Raw genomic sequence first — 22282 nt, 5'->3', positions numbered from 1 at the left:
AGTGGAAAATGTTTATTCCCATTATCCATTACCGATGACTGGTACTTCCGAGCGCATTTATAAAGAAAAATGAAAGTTGTCGGTAAGCCGATTTTTTCCCATATAAAACTTTACACATACTCGCTAAGCAGCAATACTTTCCGGTTAGTGCTGCAATCCTTGGGGAGAAGCTGAATTAAAGCATCAAAAGAATAAATTAGTATTGCAAAAACTTAAAAACCCGCTCTCTTTAAAGAAAGCGGGTTTTTATCCAAGGTTAAGTTTCCTGTCTAACGGCTTATACTTTCTTCAACCAGCTAAACATTGCCCGTAAATCTTTGCCAACTTCCTCAATAGGATGTTCGGCTTCCTGACGCCGCATCGCTGTAAATCCGGCTTTTCCAGATTGATTTTCTAGCACAAATTCACGAGCAAATTGACCCGATTGAATTTCTTGGAGAATTTTCCGCATCTCAGTGCGGGTTTGGTCGGTGACAATCCGAGGACCACGGGTCAAATCGCCATACTCAGCAGTATTGGAGATACTGTCGCGCATTTTGGCTAAACCGCCTTCCACAACCAAGTCAACAATCAGTTTGACTTCATGGAGACATTCAAAATAAGCCAATTCCGGCTGATAGCCAGCAGCAACAAGCGTTTCAAAACCCGCTTTAATCAGCGCACTTAAGCCGCCGCAAAGCACAACTTGTTCGCCAAATAGATCGGTTTCAGTTTCTTCCCGGAAAGTCGTTTCTAAGATTCCGGCACGAGTACCGCCGACACCTTTCGCGTAAGCCATCGCGCGATCGCGTGCTTGTCCAGTGGCATCTTGATACACCGCAAATAAACAAGGCACACCTTCACCCTGTTCGTAAGTGCGTCGCACCAAATGTCCTGGCCCCTTCGGTGCTACCATCACCACATCTACATTCTCAGGCGGGACAACCTGACCAAAGTGAATATTGAAGCCGTGGGCAAAGGCTAATACCTTTCCTTCGGTTAGATGCGGCGCAATTTCATTGGTATAAACTGTTCTTTGTGCCTCATCAGGCAGCAGAATCATAATGAAATCAGCCGCTGCGGCAGCATCAGCGACCGTGTGGACAGCTAAACCAGCTTCTTTCGCTTTTTGAGCCGACTTACTACCCGGATACAGCCCGACAATGACATTCATGCCACTATCTTTGAGATTGAGGGCGTGGGCGTGACCTTGAGAGCCATAGCCGATGATAGCAATGGTTTTTCCGCTTAATAAATCTAAGTTAGCATCGTTGTCATAATACATCCGGGCCATAGGGGCAACTCCTTGGAGCAAGCATCTTGAGTAGTGCAAACTCTTAATTCTATCAAACTACGTCAAGATCACCCTATGCTTAGAAAATTGGTAATGGGTAATGGTTAGGAGTCGCGAGTCTTTGGTTTGTTGCGACTGACTCATCACCGATTACCCATTCCCTATCCGTCAGGACTTCACTAATGTCCACTCTAAAATGTCAATTGGTGCTTCTTGAAGTGCTTGCGTGAGTTCCGCATTTGAGTCAAATTTCACTTGTTTGAGGTAGCACGCTTCCACATTCACCGTAAACTTTTCCTCTGCAAAAGGCCAAGGTTGCACGGTGAGATTCCCATCGCTACGCTGCACCACATCATAGCGCTTTCCGTCTGGCCCCTTGCTGATTTCCAAAGCCCGCTCACCAGCAGGCAACTCGTGATTGCAGAGGATGAGTGAGAAGCGATCGCACCATTGCATAAATGCATAAGCTTTATCGGCTTCCTTTTGGGTAATCTTCAACCCCTTAATCCATAGCTTTTGATGCTCTTTTTGCTCATCCAGAAATTTGTCCAATTCTGGCGACTCTCCCCGTTTCCCTTCATTGAGAAAGCTGGTATGCATCGAAATCAACAAAGCTACCCAGCGTCCTCGGTAGCGGGAATTCTGCGTCAGTGTAGCCAGCTTTTTGAGATCCGTTTTCTTGTCGAGGGTAAAGTCCAAGGGTGCCCCCGCTTCAGTGAGGTGATTTCCTTCCCACTCGCGTTCTAAGTCGTCGTGATGGGAAATTGCCGCCACCGTCTCGATCAAGCGTTCTGGGCGATCTTTTTGGTGCCAGTGACCCGCTATTTGAGCAGCTAGCAAGGCATGGGCGCGATGATAAATTACTTCCCAACCATTTTCAACTAAGTTAGCAATCACGAAAAACTGTCCTTTTTTCCTCGAATTCTCGATCTAGTGTGAAGTAAATTAACAAAGCACGTATCTAGCTTAGGGAAGCCGTTAGATGCGATCGCGCTCATCGGATTAGAGAAAGTATCGTCGCCCTTTCCTATCACCGCAACACCCTGTGTTGCATAAACCGCAACAATCAGCGTGCCCCTTTTTTCAGTAAGGCATACTGGCAATAACTAAATTGGGGGTTATGCAATGAACGGCTCACTTCATCCAAAGCTAAAACCTTCTTTATTCTTAAGCGCCTTGCTGGGAGGCATCGTTTTAACCAGTTGTGCCTCTTCTTTTGAACAAAAGACACAACTGGCGCAACTCGCGCCTACCGCCCCAAATTCAGAGCCAATGGCAAATTCAGCAGCCGAAGCCGGAGCCGTTCGCTCCCAAGACATAGCAAGCCCTGCTGGGGCGAAGGCTCAGGTGCCGAGACATCGCCCCCAATTGATCAAAAACGCCGAACTATCCGTGAGTGTCAACTCCATCGAAAAAAGTATTGAAATCGCCTCAAAAATTGTTAAACAACAGCAGGGCGACTGGCTAGGATTCCAAGATCAAAAACCCAAAGACGAAAACGCCCGTCACACTGCATCCATGCAAATTCGGGTTCCTCAAGAGCAGCTCGAAACCAGTCTCGATTTCTTAGCAAAACTGGGAACCGTACAGCGCCGCACCCTCACCGCTGAAGATGTTACCGATCAACTCGTGGATAACGAAGCCCGACTGCGGAACCTGCGGAAACAGGAAAGCACCTTACTCAAAATTATGGAACGCTCCGGCTCTGTGGGGGATGTCCTGAAAGTTGCCAACGAACTCAGCAACGTACGGCAAAATATCGAACAACTGGATGCACAACTAAAAAGCTTACGCAGCCGAGTCGCCTACTCTACCATTACCCTAACTTTGGAAGAAGCGATCGCAGGTATCCCCCCAGCGCGACCTTTGGGTTCAGATGTTCGGGAAACCTGGAACCAAGCAACCCACTCCTTAGGCGAACTCACCACCAGCTTGATCCGGTTAGCGATTTGGTTAGCAGTTTTCAGCCCGTTTTTACTTGTATTAGTGGCGGTTCCCGTTGGCTATCACCGCTTGAAGCAGCAGCGATCGCAATCAGCCCCTCAACCGTCCGAACCCCCGCACGCCGGTTAATCTGCGGGTTTGTCAATCTTAATTTTAAGAATTGGGGAAACTGCTATTCGCCCCGAAAGACCGTTAAAACAGGATGAATCCAGAACGACACAGATTTATTTGTACCTAACAGCACGACACGTTTGCTGCTGGGAATGGCAAGATGGAAGGCGAAGCGGAAGCGTTGCTAGACAGCTGTATGCCAGAATTGCGAGTATCAATTGCTCAGCACTATCACGAGCGGACTAAATACGATCCCCAGACGCTCGCCTCTAAGAGCCAGGGGCTGGACTGGGAGCGTCAACCAGTGCCTTTTAAAGACTACAAAATTGGCTCAACCTATGACCTGAAGCCCTATTTAACAGAAATACCAGAGGCGTTAGTAGATGAGGGCGAAAAAACCCAAGCATGGCGTCGCCTGTCGCGGCTGCTGTTTTGCAGCTATGGCTTGACGGCTAAAGTAATGACAATGGGAAATCCGATGTATCTGCGGGCAGCCCCCTCCGCCGGGGGGTTGTACCCAGCGGAGATTTATTTAATTTCCCGTGGGACGCCGCTTTTACCACCCGGACTCTATAACTATCAGCCTCAGAGCCATTCTTTAATTCATTTTTGGGAAAGTGATGCCTGGAAAGCGCTGCAAACAGCTTGTTTTTGGCATCCGGTGTTAGATAGTACCCAATTGTGCCTCGTCACCACAGCCGTCTTCTACCGTTCTGCTTGGCGCTATCAAGACCGAGCTTATCGGCGGATTTTTTTGGATACGGGGCATCTGCTGGGCAATATTGAGCTGGCGAGTGCCCTGAATGACTACCGCCCTCACTTAATTGGGGGGTTTGCGGATCGGGCAGTGAATGAGTTACTTTACCTCGATCCAAAGGAGGAAGGAGCAATTTGCGCGATCGCTCTGGCAGACTTGCTGGATGTGAAACAAAACTTGCCCCTCAGTCCGACTGCATTGCCCTCTGTCACCCAAACGGACTATCCTAATATCCCCGATGGTGAATTGCTCGGCTACTGCCACCAAGCAACGCAGATTGAGGAAACCCAGCAGATAACGGGCAAAACGCCCATCTCACAAGATGTCCTGCCACCGCCAACTCCCGATGATAAATACAACTTTCCCTTCTGTCTCAAGGTTTCAACCGTCACGACGCCAATTGATTGGGCAGCAAATTTGCACGACTTGGAAACAACCATTCTCAAGCGGCGCTCGACTCGTGCCTACACGGGTGAAGATCTAACTCTAGAGGAACTGAAAGCTTTATTAGATTTCACCTACCAACCCCAGCACTACATCGACCAAGGTTTAGATAGCTCTCCAGACTATTTTGATTTAAATTTAATCGAAACCTTTATCGCCGTGTCTGGGGTAGAAGGACTGGAGGAAGGCTGCTACTATTACGCACCGAAAGCTCAGGAATTGCGGCAAATCCGCTTTAAAAATTTCCGCCAGGAATTGCACTATCTGTGCCTGGGGCAAGATTTGGGTAGAGATGCGGGAGCGGTGCTATTCCACACAGCAGATTTGAAAACAGCTGTGGCGCAGTATGGCGATCGCGTTTATCGTTATTTACACATGGATGCCGGTCATTTAGGGCAACGGCTGAATTTAGCCGCCATTTACCTTGGTCTAGGCGTCAGCGGCATCGGCGGCTTCTTTGATAACCAGGTGAATGAAGTCTTGGGTATCCCTGCTGATGAAGCGGTTGTGTACATCACCACCTTAGGGCGTCCGAGATAAAGGCAAGTAAAAGGCAAAAGGAAAAAGAAAAAATCGTTGTAAATTTTAAGATTGCCCATTGATTTTTTCAATCTCAAATCTAAAATTTCTTTTTCCTTTTGCCTTCGTTAATTAGGCATTTCATAGAGGAAAAAGAAGATGGCATGGAACCCAGAAACGGTCGAAAATAAAATTGGCCTCCGTTTCAAAGACAAGAACCTACTCCGCCTCGCCCTAACCCACACCTCCTTTGCCACCCAAATCGGCGAATCTGGGCAAGACAATCAGCGGTTAGAATTCCTCGGCAAGGCGATTCTCAACTTCGTGGTTGCTGATTACCTTTACGAACGCTGCCCCTATCTAGAGGTCAGCAAATTCTCAGTTTTGCAAGACAAGCTCGTTGAGGGAGAAAGGCTGACCAAGCTTTGGTTCCAATTAGGGTTAGGAGAAGACCTGTTGCTGGGTTCGGGTGAAGACTGGAACCTGCTGCGCCAGAAGGTGAATAACCCCTTTAAAGATGCATGTGAAGCGTTATTAGGTGCAATGTACCTCGATCGTCGTTTCTCGCAGACGCAGAAATGGATCGTCAAGCACTTAATCGCTCCGGTTCTGGAGCATCATCTTCAAAACTTGAAGGAGCGTAAGCAGCCGAATAAACAGTTAGAATTTTTGGGCGACGGGATCATCAATGCTGCTGTCTCCGATTACCTGTATCGCAAATTTCCCCACATTCGTACAGGCATTCTCTCCACTTTGCGAAAGCAGCTGATCAACTCTCACAAGTTAGCTCAATTGAAGTCTCATCTGAGGTCGGAAGACTCAATTTTACTAGGGCGAGAGTCGGAAAAAATTGGCAGTTTATCGTTCAAGGCAATATTAGGGGAAGTCTACAATTACCATGAACGTAGCTTCTCTGATACGTGTAATTGGTTTAAGCGCTTTATCCAAGAAGATGAAGTTTTTACTCTGGCAATCCCGTTACTTCTGGAAGACGGAAAACACAAGGAGTGGATTATCAAGAAAGTCATGGGATATGAAGGTCAGCGATACAAAGAAGGCGTAGAACGCTTTAATCAGCTGATGGAGCGGGAAGTTTCTTAAAAAGTCAGGACTTACGCACGAGTAACGGAAAAATGAACCGCGTTTGCGGAGCCTGCGCGTTAGCGCTTAGGCACGAAGGAATAAGAGTTTGAGAGAGTTTTTGCGTAAGTCCTAAAAGTGCTAGATACTGTTAGCGTAGCGGCGTACTTGCGGACTGATCGACTTATTCTCTGTTCCAGGAGCAGTCTGGAAGAGAAAATATAGAGCGGATATACGACCTTTGTAGTGCGGAAACTGCCTTGTGCGGGGGCGCTGTAGATGTTGATATCCGCTAAATCTTAGAAGGTGACTCAGTAGGTCATTGGTTGACATTCCCACTTCTGAAGTTTAACTTTGAAGAGTGGATGTACCAAGGGATAGGGCAGACAAGCGGATCGCCACAGCACCTAAAAGCACCACAGCCTCAAGCTAAATTAAGCAATAAGTAAGAAATGCCAAAGACCAAACTGCATAAGGAATCCAGCGTTAGTACAGATGAACTAATGGATGATCTGACGATTCCCGATAGCCTGAGAAAAGACCTCGGTTATCCAGCACAGAAAAAAAAGGAAGCGCTTCGCACGGAACACCTAGAAAAGAAGTTGCTAGAAAGACTTCAGACCATTAACACCAACCTCAAAGCCGATGGTGTGAAGGTTCAGTTAGTCAGAGTAGGTAACACCATCGCTCTACAGTTCTCAGCACCTTTGCGAGATGGTGATAAACCTACCGTTGCAGGAAGGTCAAGCAAGCAATACAAATTAGGCGCTAACTGTCCGTGGTCTGCTGATGGGTTAACTCTAGCTGATAGCTACGCTAGGCAGATTGGACATCACTTACTACACAAAACATTTACCTGGCAGTGGTTTGATTCTGAGATAGCGAAAAAATCAGAATCAATAACAACTGAAACACCTAAGACTATTGGTGAATTAATTGAGGAGTTTAAGGTTAAATACTTCCATACTAAGAAGCGCGGCAGACAGAGTGAAGCTACTCTCAAAAAATGGCTAGAACAGCTTCAAGCTTTACCAACTGACAAGCCATTATCAAGTGAGTTAATCATGCAAGCCGTTCAATCTACAAAAGCTGAAAGTAGCAAACGAGTAAACCTTGTAAAGGCATTATCTGTTTTCTGCAACATCATTAGTTTTAAGTTTGAATTCAAAGGTTTAAAGAATGGTTATAAACCTAAAGAAAAAACCATCCCAACTGATGAAAAGATTGAGCAATACCGATTAACATTCCAACCATCGAAATACCGACCTAATTTTCAGTGGGAGGAATATCAATGGCTCTATGGAATACTCGCTACCTATGGTTTAAGGATTCACGAAGTATGGGCAATTGATATTCCTAAGTTCTTAGACCCCGCTAACACTGACAACGTGATTACTTTGGATGAATCGCTTACCGAGGGGTTAAAGACTGGTGAACGTGTAGTGTTTCCATTGCATCCTGAATGGGTAGAGAAGTTTAATCTCAAAGATGTCAAGATGCCTCAATTTTCAAGTAATTTGGAAGACAAAAGCACTGCTGTTTGTCGCAGATTCAAAGACCGTAAAATCCCCTTCACTCCTCACACATTACGCCATGCTTACGCAATCAGGGGTCATGTATTAGGTATCCCTATTAAGGAGATGGCTAATAACATGGGGCATTCAGTACAGATGCATACTGACACCTATCAGAAATACATGAGCCTTGACACTCGTACACAGGTCATGAGACAGGCTCATGAGCGTAATAAAGGACAGCAAAAGGAACTGAGTGAAGTAGAACGCTTGAAGGCAGAGAACGAAGCTTTAAGGGCTGAGATTGAATCACTGAAGACAGAGTTAAGGCTAACAAGAGAATTAGCAGGTAAGTAGCAACTAGAACCTACAACTCAGTAATAATTACCCTCCCTAGTTTGGGAGGGTTTTTTATATCTGTCATAACTACTCAACCGTCATAGCGATATGTCTATTTTCCAGAAAAAGTTAAACTCCAGAGTTTAACTCATACCAAAAAATACACATATCGCTAATCCACCTCACAACTTTGAGTACAACAACTAAGCACTGATGAGCGAGCCATCGGGTATTGTGCCCACTCTCTAACCACTGGTGTCATTTCCGACTAAGTATCTTTAATGGGTATCTCTACAAGTTGAGTGTGTCCCTCATGAAGGAAGTCTTGCAGTATAACGCTGTATACACAAAAACCTCTGGGGTTTTGAAGTCGTGTATAAGGCTATACAAGGCTTCTGGAGTGGTTTCTGAGATACCCGGTTTCAGGGGTCTGGCACTCGCTGTTGAGGGGCGTTATTTGATTTGAGTGTACACTCAAATTTGAATGTACACTCAAATTTGAGAAATGGTTAACAGTGGGAAGACTCCAACTAGAGAGCAAACTGATGCTTATGATTTCATTTACACCTACTTCAATGGGGAACTGTTTAATAATGAGCTTCCGGAATGTGTACTAACTCTTTCACCTAAAGCTGGTGAGTACGGTTGTTTCCTACCTGATAAGTGGGACAAGAACGGAGTAACTCTGAGTGGAATACAGTTAAGTCCTGTGAGCTTTGAACGTCCTGTGGAAGATGTTTTGGCAGCGCTCTGTCGCCAGATGGTGAATGTTTGGCAGTACAACTTTGGAAAAAAGAAACCCGCTAGACAGGGTTATTGCAATGAAGAATGGAAGGCAAAAATGAGAGAAGTCGGATTGAATCCTGTAGATACTGGTGACAAGTGGAATGTAGATCACGAAGTTGTTAAAAACGGTAAATTTGAGCAAACGATCAACAATCTCCCTAAAGAAAGCGTTATCCCTTGGAAAGCTAAACCATCGGATGAACCTGAGAGAAGTAAAGGTGGTAAAAGGGTTAAATATACTTGCCCTAAGTGTGACCTAAATGCACGGGCTAAGCCAAATGTAAGAATTGCTTGTTGGGATTGCAAGCTCCTCATGGAAGCATCCACTAACTAAGAAAAATCATGCTCTGGGGAGTCCTCTGAATCACTTAGCTAAATAAATAAAAACCTCCCTTATACAAACAGGGAGGTTTTAAGTACACTTTGAGAAATGGTTTATTTCACCATAACTCATTTTTCGTTTCACTTGCATTCATTTGTCACCTTGAGATTAACTCAGTAGTTAAACTCATTTGAGTGGATGTATAAAACAAAAGCGCAATAGGTACTAAAATAAAGCCATCTAGAAATAAGCTTTACCCTAGTACCTATTGCATTAGTTAAAAGTGAGTGTGAGTAAGTCGTAAGTCACTCTGCCAGTACGGGTCTCGCAAACTTAACTGACAGGGTGACTGCCCTTTTAATGGGCTTCCATATTGTGAAAGAGTAAGTGATATTACGCTCACTTAATTAACACTTGTTTACAATTATTTTGCTGTATCTAATTGGATGTATTTTTCAGCGATCAAGGAATTAAGTGAAGCGACTAGGATTTTCCCGTGGTATGGCTGATAGTCTCTGGGATACATTAAACGGACGTACGCCCCTGCTAGATGAGATCGTCCTAATTTAGTCAAATATTCCCAGACTCCGAGAGTGCTAAGGTTTGTTCGCAAGTGTCAAATGAAAGTAAGCCACAATTCTCCTAAGCGTTTTATGTGTTTGTCGGAAAAAGTTTAACTATAAAGTTTAACTATTCTGGAGAAATGAACATAGATATCAGGAGAGGCTAAAGCCACTCCAAGGGGATGTGAATCACCAGTAGGAGTAGTCTGTACTAGATCAGTAGTACACCCATTAAGAGCTGATTCTCAATTAAAAAGCTTATTGAAAATAAGAGCCTTCTGTATGACCTCTACAAACCCCATGAAGAGATGGGTACTTGTTGATTAAGGTTAGATACCTAAACAGTGCCGGATATGACTTGTAGGTGCCAAGAGTTAAACTCTAATTAGGGTAAGGTTTTTAGGCGCTACCTAAGCAAGGCAGCGGCGATGACCACACCCCACTGCTGTAAATGAGTAAGCAATGAGTAATGTGAAGGAGTTAAACTCCAAACGAGAGAACACTACCCTCAGACCAACTGAGTAAGCAACGGGTAAGTAATGAACAAAGTAAGAATCACAAAAGCTTTACTGTGCAAGCTTTTGAAGCGTCAAATTGAGGACCGATAGAATATCTGTTGACCTAATGGCAAGTCAGCCAGGTAAATCCGTGCTGTGAAATCGCTGTTTTCCAGGGCGGCGGGTCCCACAACCCGCTGCACATTCCGGAATGACTCGGTTGTCGAATATTTCACAATCATACGTCCAGGGCGATTACAACGGCTCCATACGACAGCGCTGTTACCTGTGATGTCGCCGCTAGCAACCCCAAACGGGATTTGCGGACGCATCTTATCCGATGTCACAATAGCAGGGGCAGCGACTTGTGCTTGTCCAGATTTTGATAATAAATCTGCGGCAACGATCCCGCCTCCAGTCAGGGTACAGCCAAGTAGAAACCGACGACGGTTCAGCCGCGATCGCAGTTTTCCTTCCATGAATTGAAAATTATTAGTTATAACCGATACATAGAGTTGAATAAAAATCGGAACCCAAACACGACTCTGTATGCTTACGTATAAGGATGTTGACCGGAATTTGGCTTCTCCGTATTTAGACGGATATTTACATAATCTTTACAGCTTTTCTGGAAAAACTCGGAGGAACTTTGAAGATTAAGCAAAGATGTCCGTTGATTGATAATCGGATTTCAGAGCGATCGCTTAAAATATAACGGAAAGAAACCGGAAAAATTACGTGTATTTACGTAAACAATTTTTAGACTCATAAGCGAAAATGAGCGGAAGTAGATAAGTTTTATCTAACCAAAGGCAATTCGACTTGGGGTGCGCTGATTTTTTTCCCGCGAACATTTGAACCTCGTAAGTAGGTAGGAGTTATGACTACAGTTCTGGTGGTGGAAGACAGTCACACGCAACGGGAGATGATCTCACGCCTCCTTCAAGAGAGCGGGCTGAGTGTTACTGTGGCTTGTGACGGTGTCGAAGCGCTGGAGCAAATGGAGGGCAATTGTCCGGATTTAGTGGTGCTAGATATTGTGCTACCCCGGATGAATGGCTACGAAGTTTGCCGTAAAATTAGAGCCGACTCCAAAACCCAGAAGGTAGCTGTGGTGATGTGTTCAGCCAAACGGGAAGAATTCGATCGCTACTGGGGAATGAAGCAAGGCGCAGATGCCTATATTTCTAAACCTTTTGAACCGCACGAGCTAGTCGGAACCGTTAAACAATTGCTACGAGAAACAACGGTAAGGAACTAGGTTGGGGGGAGGGTGAGCAATGCTTACTCTCCTTGTCCATAAGTTCGCTGATAAAGCCGCGATCGCACGCGGTTACACATGATTTCGTCTAAGCAAAGCCATCCCCATTCTGGCTTCAAGTGAGGTCGCTTGTTTGGGGTAATAATTATCATTGAATGGGCAATTAGACCTAGTTGGTAAACGACGATCGGCAAACGTGACTCTGGCAGCAAATGCATCGCAAAGCTGCACACAATCAAACTATAATGCCGGTTGTTGAGAATTCCAGAGGCAATGTCCTCAAAAGTATAGGGTTCAGCTTCTTTACCCGTGCGATTTAAATAGGCGTTGTAGGTATAGGGATCGATGCCATCAATGTTGGTACATCCTAAACTTTGCAGCGCTAAAGTTACTTCGCCGCTGCCACAAGCTAAGTCTAATACTTTGTGAAAATCTAGCTGCCACTGACTGGCTGCAAGTTGCAAAACTTTTTGAATGGCGGATTCTTGAGGATTTCGGTATTCATCTCCAAATTGTTCGTAGAAACCTTGGACGCTATATTGTTCGTATCCTTTCCGAATCGCTTGGCGCTGGTTAGAAGAGGTAGATTTTCCTGAGTTTTGCTTGTGCTTGTGCATAATATTAAATTGTCTGTATCGTGATTACACCCTTAGCCTGAATAGGGCTATACAAACAATTAGCCCTACCTACGGGGGCTACAGAATAATGCATTTTGGTAATAGAGACTTCTGAAAAACTCATTACCTATTTCCCAATACAAAATCGGCTAAAAATGCGATCGAGAACCGATTCTGTGACTTCCTCGCCGGTGATTTCTCCTAAAGCTTGAATGGCACCCCGCAAGTCAATTGTCCAGAAGTCAAGAGGGAGTTGATCGGTAATCGTAGCCAGCACTTGTTCCAAAGAAGTTTTAGCCCTCGTTAGCGCCGCTGCTTGCCGCTGGTTAATCGCTAAATCCAAGTCGGCTGCCTTGAGGTTGCTGGTGTGTACAGCATCCAAAATGGCTTCTTCTAGGGCGTCAATGCCTTGGTTATGGGCGGCTGCGGTGGGTACAACCCGGTGAATAGTGTCTGGGAGGGAAAATTCTGGAATCTCCCCAACCAGGTCAACTTTGTTAATCACTAAAATGAGGGGGCGGTGTTGTACCTGTTCGTAGATTTCTCCATCAGCGGGCGTCCAACCGGCTTGGGCATCAATGGTGAGTAGTACCAAGTCAGCGGCTTGAGCGGCATCGCGCGATCGCTCAACCCCAATCTTTTCCACCACATCAGCGGTATCCCGAATCCCGGCAGTGTCTAGCACTTGCACGGGAATTCCACCGACTACCAGAGTCGATTCTACAACGTCGCGAGTGGTGCCGGGAAGGTCGGTGACGATGGCGCGATCGCTCCGGCTCCAGGCATTCAGCAAACTCGATTTCCCCACGTTGGGACGCCCGACAATCGCCACTTTCAAGCCAGTGCGGAGGAGTTCGCCTTGTGCGGCAGTTGCCAAGATTTTTGTGGTTTCTGCCAATATCTGCTCGATTTGGGCGATGATATCCGCTTCATCCAACGGTGGTAAATCTTCCTCAAAGTCGATTCGGGCTTCAATTTCTGCCAAGATGTCGAGGCAAGTGGTACGCAGGGAGCGAATCGGCTTTTGCAACTTCCCTTGCAACCCGGCAAGCGCTGATTGAGCCGCTTGAGGCGATTTCGCTCCCACGAGATCGGAAATACTCTCCGCCTGCGTCAAATCCAAACGCCCATTCAGAAACGCCCGCAGGGTAAACTCTCCCGGCTGTGCTAATTTTGCCCCCGCCTCCAAACACAGCTGCAATACCTGCTGCACTGGCATAATTCCGCCGTGGCAGTGGAACTCTACCACATCTTCGCGGGTGTAGGAGCGAGGCGCTTGCATCATCAACAACAGTGCTTCATCTACCACATCATGCGTCTGGGGATGGCGCACATATCCGTAGAGGATGCGGTGAGATTCCCACTGCTGCTTCCCTGGTGCGTGGAAGAGGGTACGCGCGATCGCGATCGCTTCCGCTCCCGATACGCGCACAATCCCCACACTCCCCTGCTGGGGAACAACAGCGGTAGCGATCGCGGCGATTGTTCCCCCCTGCACAAACGTTTCAGACATCTTGCCTTGAGATTCGGGTTAAATGAAAAGCTTATCAATTTCCATTCTGCTGTAATAAAGTGGAAGAATTACCAGAATTCTCAGAAGTTGTGCAATTAGTTTCTTCCCAGGCTCTTGAAGCCTATCAAAAAGTCGTTAAGCCTTATGAGGGTTTATTGGGAGTTGTCATTGGGCTAGCGATCGCTGACACTGCCATACACTTAATCCCAGCTTTTTTTCAGTCGGGTTTAATCGAATTTGCAGTTAGTTTATCTCTCGCGATCGCTGCCTGTTGGTTGGGTTCTCGCCTGTTTAAGCAGGTTTTTGATATCTATCTCTTAGATGCTGCGATCAACAGCGGACGTAAAATCAATAGCGAACTGCTAATTCTGGCTAAATTAATTGCTAATTTCATTATTGTATTTTTGATTATCGTTATTTTTGCCGAAACTCATAAAATTAATATTTTTGGTTTAGTAGCCAGTTTAGGGATTGGCGGCTTAGCTGTTGCCTTTGCTGCTCAAAAAACTTTGGAACAAGTATTAGGAGGCATTGTCATTTATCTCGATCGTCCCTTTGTTGTCGATGACTATATTGGCTTGCCAGATGGGATTTTTGGCAGAGTTGAGTCAATTGGCTGGCGTTCCACCAGAATTCGCACCTCTGGCAAAGGAACATTGGTAATCGTACCGAATAGTTCCTTAACACAGGTGAATATTGAGAATTTTTCGGGTGCCAAGAAAGTTATGGCTCTCATCTACTTAAACTTCGACCGAAAAATTGAGAACGAAGAACGTGCCTTAATTCGTCAAGTCATCTTAGACAGTACAGAGGATATTTTTGGAATCGACTCGCGCAACACCGAAGTTACATTTAAAGATTTGAGCAAGGATAGCGAGAGCAAAACACAAGCACAAATCACTTTTTTTATCTTAGGTTCTAGCGAAGTGTCGATGGGATTGCGGCGTCAACTCCTCGATATTGCGAGTCAAAATATTACAGATAAATTGAAATATTACGGGATTGTCTTCGACATTGAAGAACCAACAATTTATGTGGATTCACCCATTACTATCTAATCTAAACCTTGCCGATATTCGTTATCAGGTTCTTCAAATTGATATTTCCAAACCCCTTATTTTCTTGCTGTTTGTCCTCCTGTCTTTGCTATTGGGACGATACACACCTGGGATCAGCAAATTAATCGTCCGCCGCTTTGCATCGGAGAAAGTAACGAGTATTTATGAAGACTTAATCGAGCCAATCAAACACTTGTTTAGAGTGGCGGGTACATTTATCCTTATCTCTCTTTCTCTAACCTGGATTGAAGATTATCAATCCCTTTATAAATTAATCAAACCTTTTGTAGATTTAGCTGTCATTATTAGCGTAGCTTGGTTAATATCCCGGTTGTTTCGGCAGTTTATCCGAATTTATGGAATTGATATACTTGGGAAATTTAGTCGAGATTTTGATGAACTGATTTTGGTAATTGAGACTTTAGTAAATGTTGCGATTGGCTTCATCGCCATTCTGGCTTTTGCCCAAAGTCAGCAATTCAATTTAGTTGGCTTGATGGCAAGTTTAGGCATTGGTGGATTGGCGGTGGCGTTTGCGGCTCAAAAGACTCTAGAGCAGCTTTTAGGGACGATTGTTTTGTATTTAGATCGCCCTTTTGTTCCTGGGGATTATATTCGTCTGCCTTCAATTGGCAATGTACCCGGAGGTTTGTTTGGTCGCGTTGAATCGATTGGTTTGCGCTCTACTAAGATTCGCACGGCGGCTAAAAGTACGTTATATATTGTGCCCAATTCCACATTGGCAAATTTAGAAATTGAGAATGTGACGATGGGCAAGAAAGTAATGGTTTTACTTTATCTAGATTTTTTTCAGTTACTAGAAGATCGGGAACAGGCGCTAGTACAGCAAGTCATTAATCAGAGTACAGACTCTGTATTCGGGATCGATCCCGGTAGTACAAATATTACGTTAATGAATAATGCAGAAAAGCAAACAACAAGAGCGAGGGTAACGTTTTTTATTCTGGGTTCCAGTGAAAACTCGATTCAACTGCGAAAGCATCTACTGGAATTGGCGAACGAAAAAATCTCCAAGCATCTGCTCGAGTATGGCATAGAGTTTAAGATGCAGGAACCAACAATTTATGTTGAGTCACCAGTGACTATTTAATGACGCCTATACAGTTATGGCTAGATAGGTCATCCTAGAGACTGTCAGCGCGTTAGTCATCTTGCAGGATGCTCCTCTTTCAGGCGGTAATGGCTGTCCACTCTATCGACTGATTGTTGGGAACCTCAAATCGAATGGCAGTAGTCGCCCAGTTTTTAAAATCTGGTGCCATCCGAGTCAGCTTTTGCAGAATTTCATCGCTCACCCACAACACTAGCGGAAAAGCGAACTGCTTGCGGAACTGATTCCGGACGAGGTTCGTCGAGGTAAGTACTTGATTAATGTCCACCACAGATTCTAGACCGAAGACCATCAAGGCTTGCGGCTGCCGATCTTCAATTGTTTTTTGAATCGTTGTATAAAGCGTCTTTACCGAAGGATGCAGGACGAGTTCTTGAATTTCGACCGTGGAGATTTCTTTTAGCAGCTTTGCCATTTGCTCTTGTAACTGGGGATAGTTACAAGACACCAAAATCAGCGAGAACTCACCTTGAGAAAGCGCGATCGCCTTGGCGAGTCTTCTGAGCGATCGCTTGTGGTTTGCCTGAACATCTTCTGAATCATAAAGGTCAGTCATGGCGAGTACCAAAGGGAGTTTAATTAACATTTTTTCAATCTAAGTTTCTTTTTGCTTCCTTATATCGGGTGATTTTGGGAGCGTTCGGTCGATCGCGTCCTAACAGGACAATGACTGCTATCTTTTCGCTTCGTGATCTCTATCACTTAATTTAAGTGATCTCAGCTTGCCTGTCCAAAGGTAGGTAGAACAGTGCTGAGCTTGGATTGAGAGTCCTATAGGGGTTGTTGAATGTATGCGTACACCCGGTTATTTGCTACACAGGGGCATTCGGCTTTTCCCTTAACAAGGAATAAAATGTAATAAAACTTAACATATCGCTATAGTTCTTAAAGTCATAAGTGCTGGCTCTGAACATAGAATGCCAACGGCTCGATCGGACAACACGTACGATGTGCTAAGAGCGCTCTCGCTTTGCTGGATGCTGGCGACATCCGAATGTCCTAGACGTTGCGTATCCTACGAAAAGCCGCAATTCTAATTTTTGAAACCACCTACAGCTTGTATCTAAGTTAAAGAGCTTTATGCAGAAAATCCATAAGGATTGATTGCCACTATGCAAACATTGCACACCTACCTGATGAAACTACCGAAAGAATGAAAAATTGCTGACAAAGCAACAGCAGCAGACTCGGCTCTTTTTGAGCGATTTAGAAACACATCTGCTTCTTTCTTGGCTGTATAAATGAAAACTGTAGCAGAGGAGACAGCAGCTTTGGGGGATTTATTAAGTAATCTTCAGCTTTCTTAGCCAAAACCAGCCTTATAGTAGATGCGAATACGCAAAAATTAGTAGATTAAGCGATAGCGAAGCGCCGACCTGTCGGTTCGCCTTTCCACATTTGAACGTCAAGAAAGCGATCGCGCCTCTACTTCAAGAAGGCTTATGTTCCCCTGAAAGACGGGTTTTTCCACCAGAATGGACATTGATGACGGTACGGGCGATCGCGCCGGTAGCCGGAATTCCCATGAGTTCGCGATCGCTATTGTGTTTTTCACTCACGGTCATCCCATCCGCCACGACTGCTGATAATAAAGACTCGATCCTGTCGAGTGCTGCGAGTCCCAAAGCCGGATCGATCGGTTCTCGAATTAATCCAAAATCATTCCAGTAGGGAATCACCTTGCGGCATCGGCAAGGATTGGGGAATGGCTCCAATTGTGGGCACCTTGAGATGGAAATAAGATGCGATCGCGATCGCTAAAACCAATCCTATTAATGAACCCGGTATCGTGCGATTATTACTCCAATTTTACTCTCGTCCCTGAAGACATTTCCCCTTGTTTCTACTAACCAGTCAAAAAGTTTAACGCTGCCTAATTGCCGGACGATGTAGGGTACATTTTGCGGATACCCAGGTATTGAGAAGGGCAGGTACAAGACCTACCCCGCCATCCTTTCAATCATCAGCCACTTCAAAACTTGTATGCTGGTTGCACTTGCAGCATCCTTAAAGGGAGCGATCGCGATTTTCGATGACCACTGATTTCCATGACACCAAGACCTTTACCCAGTCAACTTGCTGCAACCTTTGCCGAAATGCCCAAGTCATGATTTGTGGTTCCATAATATTTGGGGAAGTTTTCGTACACCCTGATTGAGGTAGAGATTGAAATACGCTGTCAAACGACTTTTTACGAGCTTCGCAGACGGGCTAGTTTGGTTTAGCCGTGCCTTTGGGCGTCAAGCTTGGTTTATCTTCCTGGTTGCCTTTAGCTTCACCATGACGCTCGTAAACCCTGCCGCATTTGCTCAGACAAAATTTTTCGATGTGGAAGGACTTTGGGCGCAACCCTGTATAGAACAGTTGGCACAAAAGCAGATTATTAGTGGCTACCCGGATGGAAGTTTTCGACCAAAGGCACCCGTAACCAGGGGTGAGTTTGCCGCGATGGTTGGCAAAGCTTTCCCCAATACAGCGGACGTTCGTAGCGGCGGTCAGTTTGCGGATATCCCAGCAAATTCCTGGGCGGTAGATGCAATTCGTAAAGCCTATCAAAAGGGATTTATGTCGGGTTATCCGGGTGGGGTGTTCAAACCGAACGAAAAAATCCCGCGATCGCAAGCGTTGGTATCTTTGGCGAGTGGTTTGAAGTATTCCCCCACTCAGGCGGTGAGTAGCACGTTGTCTGGGGCATTTACCGATGCAACGGCAATTCCTAGCTATGCGCGGAATGCGATTGCTGCTGCGACCGAAAAACAAATCGTGGTCAATTACCCCAACGTCAAGACACTCAATCCCAATCAGCTAGCCAGTCGTGCAGAAGTTGCAGCTTTCTTGTGTCAAGCCACCGGAACTGCTGGATTAGTCCCTTCCCAATACATTGTTAGCGCTGGGACGCCACCAACCGCGCAGTCCGAAGAGATTCGGGGGGTGTGGCTGACAAATATTGATAGTGACGTGTTGTTTGAGCGCGATCGCCTGAGCAAAGCCCTGCAACGCCTTGATGAGCTAAATTTCAATACCGTTTATCCCACCGTTTGGAATTGGGGTTACACCCTATATCCCAGTGCGGTAGCCCAAAAAGTCACCGGGCGATCGCTCGATCCCACCCCAGGCTTACAAGGACGAGATATCCTCAAAGAAATCATAGACCAGGGACATCAAAAAGGCATGGGAGTCATCCCCTGGTTTGAATTCGGCTTCATGGCACCCGCTGATTCTGACCTCGCCAAACGCCACCCCGAATGGCTACTCAAAAAGCGCGACGGTTCCCAAACTTGGAAAGAAGGAACGCATAACCGAGTTTGGCTGAATCCAATGCGTCCCGAAGTGCAGAATTTCATCCAAGATTTAGTCGTCGAAATTGTTAGCAAATACGATGTTGACGGCATTCAATTCGATGACCACTTCGGCTTTCCCGCCGATTTTGGCTACGACGCCTTCACCGTCGAACTGTACAAGAAAGAAAACGGTGGGAAATCTCCTCCCGCCAACGCCCAAGATCCTCAATGGATACGCTGGCGGGCTGACAAAATTACGGCATATCTGAAACAATTGTTCAAAGCCGTCAAAGACCGCAAACCCAACGTTATTTTTGCCCTTTCTCCCAATCCCCAAGAATTCTCTTACAACTCCTTTCTCGCCGACTGGCAGAAGTGGGAACAGCAGGGACTGATTGAGGAACTGATCGTCCAAATCTATCGAGATGATCTGAGCCGCTTCATTGGGGAATTAGAGCGCCCAGAAGTCAAAGCAGCAAAGCGCCATATCCCCGTCGCCATCGGCATTCTCAGCGGCGTGAAACCTCACCCGGTTAAGGCTGCACAAATTCAGGAGCAAGTTGCAGCGGTGCGTCAGCGCGGATTTGCCGGGATGTCATTCTTCTTCTACGAAAGCTTGTGGAATATGACCCCCGAAAAGCCAGACCTCAGACAGGCTGCCTTTAAAGGACTCTTTCCTACGTCCGTAGAGCGACCAAATCTTTTGGACGGGTGGAAGGCATCTCGTTAGGAATTAAGACTAAATAACCGGGAATCATTGCCGTTTTGTAGGGGCATGGCAATCAAAAAGCCCCTACGCAGTTAATAAATCCACTGAGAGTTTGTATCGCCGGTAGGAACAAGAAATCTGTTTTTCTTAGCTGTTGGGTACTATTACTCATCATTGACAGGGGATTTACAGCCAAGTACGGTAGAATGCTGACGAGCAAAGCACAGCTCAGTAAGTAGCAGTAAAGCCGCGACGAGAGCGTGCGGCTGTGTAGCCGGGGCAGGAGTGTGGTGGTGAAAATATCGCTTTTAGATAGGTTACGGCTGGGCGTAGCAGTCGGGACGGCAAAGACAGTGACGCAGCTGGTGCGCTTGCTGCGTTTGGGGGCTGCTAGTGTTTTACCGGGAGAAATTGCCGGACGCATTCAGCCGCAGCTGTTGTCCCTGCTGTCTGGTCAAGTAAAGCACGGTGTGATTTTCATTGCGGGGACAAATGGGAAGACAACGACATCGCTGCTGTTGCGGACAATGCTAGAAAGTCAGGGATGGCGCGTTGTTCACAATGCGGCGGGTGCCAATCTCATGAATGGATTAATCACCGCACTGCTAACCAACACCAATTTAATCGGACAGCTCAACGCTGACTATGCAATTTTAGAGGTAGATGAAAATATTCTGCCGAAGGTTTTGCCGCCGGTTCAGCCAAAATTGATTTTGTGTTTGAATTTATTTCGGGATCAGCTGGATCGGTACGGTGAAGTGGATATGATTAGCCAGCGCTGGCAGAAAGCGATCGCCCAATCAAAAGATACGGTAGCGATCTTAAATGGCGACGATCCCACCTTGTCTTATCTGGGTCAGCAGTTATCGCAACGAGTTTTATTCTTCGGTTTAAGCGAACCTGAAGCTTATCTTGACGAAATTCCTCATGCAGTAGATTCTATATATTGTCCCCGGTGCGGACATTCTCTCGATTATCAGGGCGTCTACTTATCTCATCAGGGCGATTATCGGTGTCCTAGCTGTGGCTTTGAAAAAGGCCCGCTGGCAATCGATAGTCGCCAATGGCCTCAGATTCTGATTGGGATTTACAACAAATACAACACGCTGGCAGCTATTTTAGCGGCGCAAGAAATTGGCGTTGATACCGCAAATATCCTGGACACGATTAAAAACTTCCATGCAGCTTTTGGACGGGCTGAGGAATTAGAAGTCGCCGGGAAAAAGGTGCGGATTTTGCTATCAAAAAATCCCGTGGCGCTGAATGAAACCATCCGCGCAGTAAATCAGCAAAGAAGCCACGGCGGTTCTTCCACAACGCTGATGGTGCTAAACGATCGCACCCCAGATGGGACTGATGTCTCTTGGATTTGGGATGTAGACACCGAAAAATTGGTAGAACAGGGAGGAACGGTGGTAGTCAGCGGCGATCGCGTTTACGATATGGCGCTGCGCCTGCAATACAGCCAAGCAGACGAGGAACATGGCTGCAAACTGATTGTGAAAGAAGATTTACAAGAAGCGATCGCCACTGCTTTAGAACACACCGCTACCGGCGAAACCCTGCACATTCTACCGACTTACTCAGCGATGCTAGAAGTCCGAGGTATTTTGACTGGACGAAAAATTCTGTAGATGTTAAACGCTCTCGGTACGCAGAAAGTAGCCTTCCTTTGCGTACCTCTGCGATTTCCTTGGCGCTACTTTGCGTTAAAAATCAAAAAATTTGACTGTCACCATGACCGAACAACTTGAACTCACAATTGGCTGGCTTTATCCGACGCTGATGAGTACCTACGGCGATCGCGGTAATGTCATCTGTTTACAACAACGCGCCCAATGGCGGGGGATCAAAGTCAACGTCATGCCCTTAGATCGGGACGCCCCGACCGAGCAATTTCACCAAGTCGATGTAATCGTGGGTGGCGGCGCACAAGACCGACAGCAGGAAATCGTCATGCGCGATTTGCGCCAAGGCAAAGCAGAAGCGATCGCTCAGAAAATTGAAGCCGGAACGCCTGGGGTATTTACTTGCGGATCGCCCCAACTGCTGGGACACTACTACGAACCCGCCTTAGGGCAACGGATTGAGGGATTGGGTTTATTGGATTTTGTCAGCAAGCATCCGGGGCCAGATGCCCGTCGCTGTATCGGGAATGTCGTGTTTGAGATCACGGCGTCGCGATTGGCGGAGGATTTGCGAAAGATGTCGGAGGATGCGCCTTTAGTAATTGGCTTTGAAAATCACGGCGGACGCACTTATTTAGGTGAGGTGGAACCCTTGGGACGTGTGATTAGCGGTTATGGGAATAATGGGGAAGATGGGATGGAAGGAGCATTTTATCGGAATGCGATCGCAACCTACTCTCACGGTCCTCTTTTACCCAAAAATCCCTCGATTGCTGACTGGCTCATTCAAACTGCACTTGCAGAAAAATATCAAACGCCAATTTCTTTAAAACCCCTAGATGATGTCTTGGCAATGCAGGGGCGAGAAGCGATGTTTAAAAAGTTGGGCGTCAAGGTGCCAGCGGTTTCTGCACAGCGGGGATCGAGAAATTAG

17 protein-coding genes and 1 pseudogene are annotated in these 22282 nt (G+C 46.2%); 11 read left to right on the top strand and 7 right to left on the bottom strand.

Features of this window, described 5'->3' with window-relative positions; genetic code table 11:
* Window positions 1–277: 277 nt before the first annotated feature.
* Entirely contained in the window at window positions 278–1273 is a 996-nt protein-coding gene (gene ilvC, locus NC997_RS23980) for a ketol-acid reductoisomerase (RefSeq protein ID WP_190410160.1), read from the bottom strand.
* A gap of 168 nt (window positions 1274–1441) precedes the next feature.
* Window positions 1442–2170, bottom strand: coding sequence for a DUF3891 family protein (locus tag NC997_RS23975; RefSeq protein WP_190528819.1), 729 nt, complete (start codon window positions 2168–2170; stop codon window positions 1442–1444).
* 228 nt (window positions 2171–2398) lie between these two features.
* On the opposite strand from NC997_RS23975, the gene NC997_RS23970 reads away from it, so the two are divergent.
* From NC997_RS23970 to NC997_RS23950, 5 genes are all read left to right on the top strand, one after another.
* Entirely contained in the window at window positions 2399–3346 is a 948-nt protein-coding gene (locus tag NC997_RS23970) for a DUF4349 domain-containing protein (RefSeq protein ID WP_190528817.1), read from the top strand.
* 178 nt (window positions 3347–3524) lie between these two features.
* Window positions 3525–5069 carry a SagB/ThcOx family dehydrogenase gene (locus NC997_RS23965; RefSeq protein ID WP_190528856.1) on the top strand — a complete coding sequence of 515 codons (1545 nt, stop codon included), beginning with the start codon at window positions 3525–3527 and terminating at the stop codon, window positions 5067–5069.
* Window positions 5070–5207: 138 nt separating this feature from the next.
* Window positions 5208–6149: a ribonuclease III domain-containing protein gene (locus NC997_RS23960; protein WP_190410157.1), complete on the top strand. Its 942-nt coding sequence runs from the start codon at window positions 5208–5210 to the stop codon at window positions 6147–6149.
* 431 nt (window positions 6150–6580) lie between these two features.
* On the top strand, window positions 6581–7999 hold the full coding sequence (locus NC997_RS23955; protein ID WP_190528815.1) for a hypothetical protein: 1419 nt from the start codon (window positions 6581–6583) through the stop codon (window positions 7997–7999).
* Between the two features lie 487 nt (window positions 8000–8486).
* Window positions 8487–9101, top strand: a complete 615-nt coding sequence (locus NC997_RS23950) for a hypothetical protein (RefSeq protein ID WP_190528813.1) — start codon at window positions 8487–8489, stop codon at window positions 9099–9101.
* A gap of 1140 nt (window positions 9102–10241) precedes the next feature.
* Here NC997_RS23950 and NC997_RS23945 read toward each other — a convergent pair.
* Entirely contained in the window at window positions 10242–10628 is a 387-nt protein-coding gene (locus NC997_RS23945) for a PhoD-like phosphatase N-terminal domain-containing protein (RefSeq protein ID WP_190528811.1), read from the bottom strand.
* A 401-nt stretch (window positions 10629–11029) separates the two neighbouring features.
* On the opposite strand from NC997_RS23945, the gene NC997_RS23940 reads away from it, so the two are divergent.
* Complete coding sequence (locus NC997_RS23940; protein ID WP_190528809.1) at window positions 11030–11410, top strand: response regulator; 381 nt, start codon at window positions 11030–11032, stop codon at window positions 11408–11410.
* A gap of 23 nt (window positions 11411–11433) precedes the next feature.
* Here NC997_RS23940 and NC997_RS23935 read toward each other — a convergent pair whose 3' ends face one another.
* Both NC997_RS23935 and mnmE read right to left on the bottom strand, forming a co-directional pair.
* The gene (locus NC997_RS23935) at window positions 11434–12027 is read right to left on the bottom strand and encodes a class I SAM-dependent methyltransferase (RefSeq protein ID WP_190436525.1); all 594 of its coding nucleotides are present in this window, start codon (window positions 12025–12027) and stop codon (window positions 11434–11436) included.
* 127 nt (window positions 12028–12154) lie between these two features.
* Complete coding sequence (gene mnmE, locus NC997_RS23930) at window positions 12155–13540, bottom strand: tRNA uridine-5-carboxymethylaminomethyl(34) synthesis GTPase MnmE (RefSeq protein WP_190410153.1); 1386 nt, start codon at window positions 13538–13540, stop codon at window positions 12155–12157.
* Window positions 13541–13599: 59 nt separating this feature from the next.
* On the opposite strand from mnmE, the gene NC997_RS23925 reads away from it, so the two are divergent.
* Window positions 13600–14598, top strand: coding sequence for a mechanosensitive ion channel domain-containing protein (locus NC997_RS23925; RefSeq protein ID WP_190528807.1), 999 nt, complete (start codon window positions 13600–13602; stop codon window positions 14596–14598).
* Window positions 14573–15709, top strand: coding sequence for a mechanosensitive ion channel domain-containing protein (locus NC997_RS23920; RefSeq protein ID WP_190528805.1), 1137 nt, complete (start codon window positions 14573–14575; stop codon window positions 15707–15709). The genes NC997_RS23925 and NC997_RS23920 overlap by 26 nt, the downstream gene beginning before the upstream one ends.
* 79 nt (window positions 15710–15788) lie before the next feature.
* On the opposite strand, the gene NC997_RS23915 is transcribed toward NC997_RS23920, so the two are convergent.
* Both NC997_RS23915 and NC997_RS23910 read right to left on the bottom strand, forming a co-directional pair.
* Window positions 15789–16316 (bottom strand): hypothetical protein, encoded by a 528-nt coding sequence (locus NC997_RS23915; protein ID WP_242028965.1) that lies wholly within the window; start codon window positions 16314–16316, stop codon window positions 15789–15791.
* 862 nt (window positions 16317–17178) lie between these two features.
* A pseudogene (locus NC997_RS23910) lies at window positions 17179–17521 on the bottom strand (SulP family inorganic anion transporter); the annotation flags it as partial.
* Window positions 17522–17896: 375 nt separating this feature from the next.
* On the opposite strand from NC997_RS23910, the gene NC997_RS23905 reads away from it, so the two are divergent.
* From NC997_RS23905 to NC997_RS23895, 3 genes are all read left to right on the top strand, one after another.
* Window positions 17897–19741 carry a family 10 glycosylhydrolase gene (locus tag NC997_RS23905; RefSeq protein ID WP_190528803.1) on the top strand — a complete coding sequence of 615 codons (1845 nt, stop codon included), beginning with the start codon at window positions 17897–17899 and terminating at the stop codon, window positions 19739–19741.
* Between the two features lie 278 nt (window positions 19742–20019).
* Complete coding sequence (locus NC997_RS23900) at window positions 20020–21354, top strand: MurT ligase domain-containing protein (protein ID WP_190528854.1); 1335 nt, start codon at window positions 20020–20022, stop codon at window positions 21352–21354.
* 103 nt (window positions 21355–21457) lie between these two features.
* Window positions 21458–22282 carry a type 1 glutamine amidotransferase gene (locus NC997_RS23895; protein ID WP_190528801.1) on the top strand — a complete coding sequence of 275 codons (825 nt, stop codon included), beginning with the start codon at window positions 21458–21460 and terminating at the stop codon, window positions 22280–22282.

The organism is Trichocoleus sp. DQ-A2 (assembly GCF_039961915.1).
Taxonomy (GTDB): domain Bacteria; phylum Cyanobacteriota; class Cyanobacteriia; order Cyanobacteriales; family FACHB-T130; genus FACHB-T130.
The sequence above is the reverse complement of the archived record's forward strand: the minus strand, read 5'-3'. Positions and strand labels throughout refer to the sequence as shown.

Bases quoted from the DNA above. Each gene is read 5' to 3' on its own strand.
- ilvC (WP_190410160.1), bottom strand. From the start codon at position 1,273: ATGGCCCGGATGTATTATGACAACGATGCTAACTTAGATTTATTAAGC.
- NC997_RS23970 (WP_190528817.1), top strand. From the start codon at position 2,399: ATGAACGGCTCACTTCATCCAAAGCTAAAACCTTCTTTATTCTTAAGC.
- NC997_RS23965 (WP_190528856.1), top strand. From the start codon at position 3,525: ATGCCAGAATTGCGAGTATCAATTGCTCAGCACTATCACGAGCGGACT.
- NC997_RS23960 (WP_190410157.1), top strand. From the start codon at position 5,208: ATGGCATGGAACCCAGAAACGGTCGAAAATAAAATTGGCCTCCGTTTC.
- NC997_RS23955 (WP_190528815.1), top strand. From the start codon at position 6,581: ATGCCAAAGACCAAACTGCATAAGGAATCCAGCGTTAGTACAGATGAA.
- NC997_RS23950 (WP_190528813.1), top strand. From the start codon at position 8,487: ATGGTTAACAGTGGGAAGACTCCAACTAGAGAGCAAACTGATGCTTAT.
- NC997_RS23945 (WP_190528811.1), bottom strand. From the start codon at position 10,628: ATGGAAGGAAAACTGCGATCGCGGCTGAACCGTCGTCGGTTTCTACTT.
- NC997_RS23940 (WP_190528809.1), top strand. From the start codon at position 11,030: ATGACTACAGTTCTGGTGGTGGAAGACAGTCACACGCAACGGGAGATG.
- NC997_RS23935 (WP_190436525.1), bottom strand. From the start codon at position 12,027: ATGCACAAGCACAAGCAAAACTCAGGAAAATCTACCTCTTCTAACCAG.
- mnmE (WP_190410153.1), bottom strand. From the start codon at position 13,540: ATGTCTGAAACGTTTGTGCAGGGGGGAACAATCGCCGCGATCGCTACC.
- NC997_RS23920 (WP_190528805.1), top strand. From the start codon at position 14,573: ATGTGGATTCACCCATTACTATCTAATCTAAACCTTGCCGATATTCGT.
- NC997_RS23915 (WP_242028965.1), bottom strand. From the start codon at position 16,316: ATGTTAATTAAACTCCCTTTGGTACTCGCCATGACTGACCTTTATGAT.
- NC997_RS23895 (WP_190528801.1), top strand. From the start codon at position 21,458: ATGACCGAACAACTTGAACTCACAATTGGCTGGCTTTATCCGACGCTG.